Origin of the sequence: Brachybacterium sp. HMSC06H03, assembly GCF_001807385.1 — a bacterium.
GTDB lineage: Bacteria > Actinomycetota > Actinomycetes > Actinomycetales > Dermabacteraceae > Brachybacterium > Brachybacterium conglomeratum.
Map to the genome: position 1 here is coordinate 1 of NZ_KV788656.1, position 5338 is coordinate 5338.

Here is a 5338-nt window from a genome sequence, read left to right on the forward strand (position 1 = left end):
CGGACCCGGGGCCGGCCGCCGGCCGGCTGCGTCGCGCCGCTAGCAGCGAGCGGACGACGAGCGCGGCCACATACACCGCGATCGTCAGCAGCACGATCACGCCGCCCGGCGGGAGGTCGACGTAGACCGTGATCACCAGGCCGCCGACGGCGCACAGCATCGCGATGACCATGGCAGTGCGCATCGTGCGGGCGAAGCCGACCACCAGATGCTGCGCGGCGGCCACCGGCACGATCATCAGCGCCGAGACCATCAGTGCGCCCACGATCCGCATCGACAGCGTCACCGTCAGCGCCGCCATCACTGCGATGAGGACGTTGACGGTCCGCACCGGCAGCCCCGCGGCGCGGGCGAACTCGTCATCGGCGGTGACGGCCGCGAGCAGGGCGGAGAGCCCCACCCCGATCGCGAGCACGACCACGGCGAGCACGAGCGCGATCACGGTGTCCAGCCGGGTCACGGTCGAGAGGGAGCCGAAGAGATAGCCCATCAGGTTCTGCGAGGTGCCGCCGGCGAGCTGGATGATGACCACACCGCCGGCGATGCCGCCGTAGAACAGGATCGCCAGTGCCACGTCGCGGCTGGTGTGGCTGATCTCGCGCACGTACTCGATCAGCACCGCGCCGATCACGGAGGCGGCCAGCGCCCCCGGGATCGCGAGCAGGTCGGCCGGGGTGGCGGAGAGCCAGGCGCCGATGAGCCAGCCGACGGCCACGCCCGTCAGCGCGACGTGCCCGAGGCCGTCGCCGAGCAGGGAGAGCCGCTTCTGCACCAGATAGGTGCCGACCACCGGGGCGGTGAGCCCGATGAGCACCGCGATGATCAGCGGGTAGCGCAGCAGGTCGGAGGTGAGGATGTCCAGCATCGAGATCATGCGGGGTGGATCTCCTGTCCCAGGCATTCGTCGAGCGGGGCGGCGTCCTCGGGATGTCCGTGCCCGGGGTCCAGGTGCGGGCGCTCGCTCACGGGGCCGTCGTGGACCATGCGGCCGTGGTCCAGGACCACGGCGCGGCTGATGTCATCGGTCAGCGGACCGGTCTCGTGCAGGACCACGAGCAGGGTGGTGCCGCGGGCGGAGAGCTCGCCGAAGAGGTCGGCGATCAGCTGCTGGGTGGGGACGTCCACCCCGGAGAAGGGCTCGTCGAGCACGAGCAGCTCGGGATCGCGCACCAGGGCCCGGGCGATCATCACGCGCCGACGCTGCCCGCCCGACATGCGGGTGATCGGCCGGCCGGCGAGGTCCGCCATCCCGACCGCCTCGAGCGCGGCATCGACCCGGGGGTCGCGGGCGCTGGGCCACCAGCGGCGGGCGGTGAGCAGGCCGCTGGCGACGGTCTCCCGTGCGGTCGCCGGGATCGAGCCGGTCTCGGCCGACTCCTGGGGGACGTAGCCGAGGCCGTCGTGGGCACGCCCCTGGGAGACCGGGCGGCCCAGCAGGTGCGCCGTGCCGCTCTCGAGCGGCAGCACCCCGACCGCGGCGCGCAGCAGGGTCGACTTGCCCGAGCCGTTCGCACCGAGCAGCGCGACGAGCTCGCCGCGCTCGATGCTCAGGTCGATGTCGTGCAGGACCCGCTGGCCGGCGCGGGAGACGCTCGCGCCGACGATCTCGACGACCGGTCCGTCCCCCGCTCCGTCGCCGGCGCTCACGCCCAGCTCTCCGCGAGGGCGGTGCAGTTGCTTCTCATGACGGCAGGGTAGTCCGCCTCCGGGGACTGCTGGGTCTCGAGGTTGTCCAGCTCGGCGCTGTCGATGCCGAGATTGTCGGCGAGGGTCTGGGCGACCTTCGGCGAGGCGGTCGCCTCGAAGAAGATCGTGGTGACCTCCTCGTCGCGGACCACGGTCTCGAGGGCGAGCAGCCGCTGCGGGGACGGCTCGGTCTCCGGGTCGATCCCGGAGATGCCCACCTGGTGCAGGTCGTAGCGGTCGGCGAGATAGGTGTAGGCGGCGTGGCTGGTGATGAAGGTGCGTCGCTCGTCGGCCACCTCCTCGAAGGCGGAGGTCAGCTCGGCGTCGAGCTGCTCGAGCTCCTCGCGCACCGTGGCCGCGGCGGAGGTGAACTCCTCGGCGTTCTCGGGGGAGAGCTCGCCCAGGCGCGCGGCGATCGCGTCGCCCAGATCCGCCATCCGCAGCGGGTCGTGCCAGAAGTGGGGGTCGTTCGGGCCGTGGTCGTGGCCCTCGTGGGAGTCGCCCTCCTCGGCGTGCTCGGCGTGCTCCTCCTCGCTCTCCCCGGCGTGCACCTCCTCCGCGCTGCCGGCATCGGCGGGCAGGAGCGTGATCACGGAGGAGACGTCGAGCACGTTGTCGCCCCCCTGGGAGGCGATGGCGTCGTCGAGCGCGGTCTGGAAGCCGGGGATCTGCAGCACCAAGTCGGCCTCCTCGACGAGCATGGTCTGCTTCACGGACAGCTCGAGGCCGTGGGCGTCGGCCCCCGGCGTGGTGAGGTCCGTGAGGGCGACGTGCTCGCCGCCGATCCGCGTGACCAGGAAGCTCAGCGCGTAGGCCGAGGTGACGACCGACAGTCCGTCCCCGTCGGCGGCCGTGCCCTCCCCGCAGGCGGCCAGGAGCGCCGCACCGGCGCCGAGGCCGAGGGCGGACAGGAGGGTGCGGCGGCGAAGAGGGGAGGCATGCGACATGACAATCATTCTCACCAATGGCGGTGCCGGGGTGCAAGTCGGGAGGCCGTGCGGAGCCGGTGCGCGTGGGGACGCTCACACGCGAGCGGCGTCCTGGGCCGATGACTATGCTGGGCGCGTTCTGATCGCACCGTCACCAGGAGTCCCCCCGTGGCCAAGGCCCCCGCCAGCACGCTGGACAACGTCATCGCTCTCGCCAAGAAGCGCGGCTTCGTGTTCCAGGCCGGTGAGATCTACGGAGGCTCCCGCTCCGCTTGGGACTACGGCCCCCTGGGCGTGGAGCTCAAGGAGAACATCAAGCGCCAGTGGTGGCGCACCTTCGTCCAGTCCCGCGGGGACATGGTGGGACTGGACTCCTCGATCATCCTCCCCAAGCGGGTGTGGGAGGCCTCCGGGCACGTCGCGACCTTCGTCGACCCGCTGGTGGAGTGCCGCAGCTGCCACAACCGCTTCCGCGAGGACCACCTGATCGAGGCCTTCGAGGCCAAGAAGGGCCGCGCCCCTGAGGGCGGCATGGCGGAGATCGCCTGCCCCAACTGCGGCACGCGCGGCGAGTTCACCGAGCCGCAGCAGTTCTCCGGCCTGGTGAAGACCTACCTCGGCCCCGTCTCCTCCGAGGCCGGCCTGCACTTCCTGCGCCCCGAGACCGCGCAGGGCATCTTCGTCAACTTCCTCAATGTCGTCACCGCCACCCGGCAGAAGCCGCCCTTCGGCATCGGCCAGATCGGCAAGGCGTTCCGCAACGAGATCACCCCCGGCAACTTCATCTTCCGCACCCGCGAGTTCGAGCAGATGGAGATCGAGTACTTCACCCCGCCGGCCGAGGCCGACGAGCACTTCAGGGCCTGGGTCGAGGAGTGCTGGAACTGGTTTGTGGACCTCGGCATCAAGGAGGAGAACCTCCGCCGCTTCGACGTGCCGGAGGACGAGCGCGCCCACTACTCGGCCGGCACCATCGACTTCGAGTACCGCTTCGGCTTCCAGGGCAGCGAGTGGGGCGAGCTGATGGGCGTCGCCAACCGCACCGACTTCGACCTGAGCAGCCACACCGAGGCGTCCGGCACGAAGATGCAGTACTTCGACCAGGCCGCGAACGAGCGCTACACGCCCTACGTCATCGAGCCGAGCTTCGGCCTGACCCGCTCGATGATGGCCTTCCTCGTCGACGCCTATCGCGAGGACGAGGCTCCCAACACCAAGGGCGGGGTCGACAAGCGCACCGTGCTGGGCCTGGACCCGCGCCTCGCCCCGGTCAAGGCCGCGGTGCTGCCGCTGTCCAAGAGCGAGGACCTCGTGCCGCGCGCCGAGAAGCTCGCCGAGTCGCTGCGCAAGCACTGGAACGTCGAGATGGACGTGACCCAGGCGATCGGCCGCCGCTACCGCCGCCAGGACGAGATCGGCACCCCGTTCTGCCTCACCGTCGATTTCGAGACCGCCGAGGACCAGGCCGTCACCATCCGCGAGCGCGACACCATGACCCAGGAGCGCGTGGCGCTCGACCAGGTCGAGTCCTACCTCGCCGCGCGCCTGATCGGCGCCTGAGCCGCACAGCACGGCCGACGGGGCCGACGGGGATCTCCCCGTCGACCCCGTTCTGGTTCCGGGCGGGAGCCGCTCTCCGGTGGGCGGAAGGACCCTGTCAGGACAGGGGCCGACCTCAGGGGAGGGCGAGGAGCAGGTGCGGCAGCACGTGGCGGGCGAAGGCGTCCAGGGTCCGCGCGGCGTCCTCGAGGGGAGCGCCGGAGGGCAGCACGAGCGCGATCTCGTCGGCCTCCAGCACCACCGGGTCCGCCAGCAGCGCCTGCGCGACGGCGACCGGCTCGTCGAGCACGACCGGACCGTAGACCGCCTCGCGTCCGCCGAGCTCGGTGCGGCGGTGCTCGGCGAGCACCCCTGCCTCCGCGGAGCGCTCGCGCGGGATCAGCGTGGTGTAGCGCTCGAGCTCCGCCTCGTCGAGCACCGGGAGCATCTGCCGGCTGACCATGACCCGGCCCTCCCCGTGCCCGGCCTCGAGCGACGCCTCGCGATAGGCACGCAGCGCCTCCAGCTGGAGCTGCGCGAAGGCGCGGCCCGAGCCGTCGTCCGGGGCCATGGTCGCCAGCTGCAGGCCGAGGCCGAGCCGGCCCGCCATCGCCGCCCGCTCCGGGCTCGCCGCCCCGTAGGCCAGGCGCTCCCGCAGCCCGGGCGCGCGGGGCTGCAGGCGCAGCGGCGTGCCGGGCTCGACCTCCTCGATGTGCGCGTCCGCCCCCGCGACGATCTCCCCGTCGAGGAAGGAGAGCAGGTCGTGCAGGATCCGGTCCACGTGGTCGCGATGGTCGCCGTGCAGGGCCCCGAAGGCGCGGGCGTAGATCGCATCGTGCGCGGAGTAGCCCGGTGCGAGGCCGGCGCGTAGCCTGCCGCCGGTGAGCAGATGGGCGGTGGCGAGGTCCTCCGCGAGCCGGCCCGCGTTCTCGAAGCGGAGCGGGATCACCGCGGTGCCCAGCTCGATGCGCTCGGTGTGCTGGGCGAGGGCGGAGAGGAACAGCAGCGGCGAGGGCAGCGCATCCTGCAGATGCCGCACCCGCACGTAACCCGCGTCGTAGCCGAGCGCCTCCGCGCTGCGGAACAGCGCGCGGCCCTCGTCCAGGGCGGAGTGGTCCACCTGGGCGACGAAGCCGATGCGGGGCGCGGGGCGGCCCCTCGCGGCGCCGGTCGCGAGCGCGCCG

At 72.2% G+C, this 5338-nt stretch carries 5 protein-coding genes; 1 reads left to right on the forward strand and 4 read right to left on the reverse strand.

The window, feature by feature from the left end; translation table 11 throughout:
• The 3 genes from HMPREF3159_RS01610 to HMPREF3159_RS01620 form a co-directional block, all read right to left on the reverse strand.
• A partial coding sequence (locus tag HMPREF3159_RS01610; protein ID WP_070499349.1) for a metal ABC transporter permease occupies window positions 1-874 on the reverse strand: 874 nt, incomplete at its 3' end.
• On the reverse strand, window positions 871-1647 hold the full coding sequence (locus tag HMPREF3159_RS01615; protein ID WP_070499350.1) for a metal ABC transporter ATP-binding protein: 777 nt from the start codon (window positions 1645-1647) through the stop codon (window positions 871-873). The genes HMPREF3159_RS01615 and HMPREF3159_RS01610, both read right to left, overlap by 4 nt.
• Window positions 1644-2633 (reverse strand): metal ABC transporter substrate-binding protein, encoded by a 990-nt coding sequence (locus HMPREF3159_RS01620; RefSeq protein WP_070499352.1) that lies wholly within the window; start codon window positions 2631-2633, stop codon window positions 1644-1646. The genes HMPREF3159_RS01615 and HMPREF3159_RS01620 overlap by 4 nt, the downstream gene beginning before the upstream one ends.
• 150 nt (window positions 2634-2783) lie before the next feature.
• On the opposite strand from HMPREF3159_RS01620, the gene HMPREF3159_RS01625 reads away from it, so the two are divergent.
• Window positions 2784-4175 carry a glycine--tRNA ligase gene (locus tag HMPREF3159_RS01625; RefSeq protein ID WP_070499354.1) on the forward strand — a complete coding sequence of 464 codons (1392 nt, stop codon included), beginning with the start codon at window positions 2784-2786 and terminating at the stop codon, window positions 4173-4175.
• Window positions 4176-4290: 115 nt separating this feature from the next.
• On the opposite strand, the gene HMPREF3159_RS01630 is transcribed toward HMPREF3159_RS01625, so the two are convergent.
• The coding region (locus HMPREF3159_RS01630; protein ID WP_246821411.1) for an LLM class flavin-dependent oxidoreductase at window positions 4291-5338 on the reverse strand (1048 nt) is incomplete at its 5' end.

Excerpts from the sequence above, each read along its gene's own strand:
- HMPREF3159_RS01620 (WP_070499352.1), bottom strand. The coding sequence starts at position 2,633 with ATGTCGCATGCCTCCCCTCTTCGCCGCCGCACCCTCCTGTCCGCCCTC.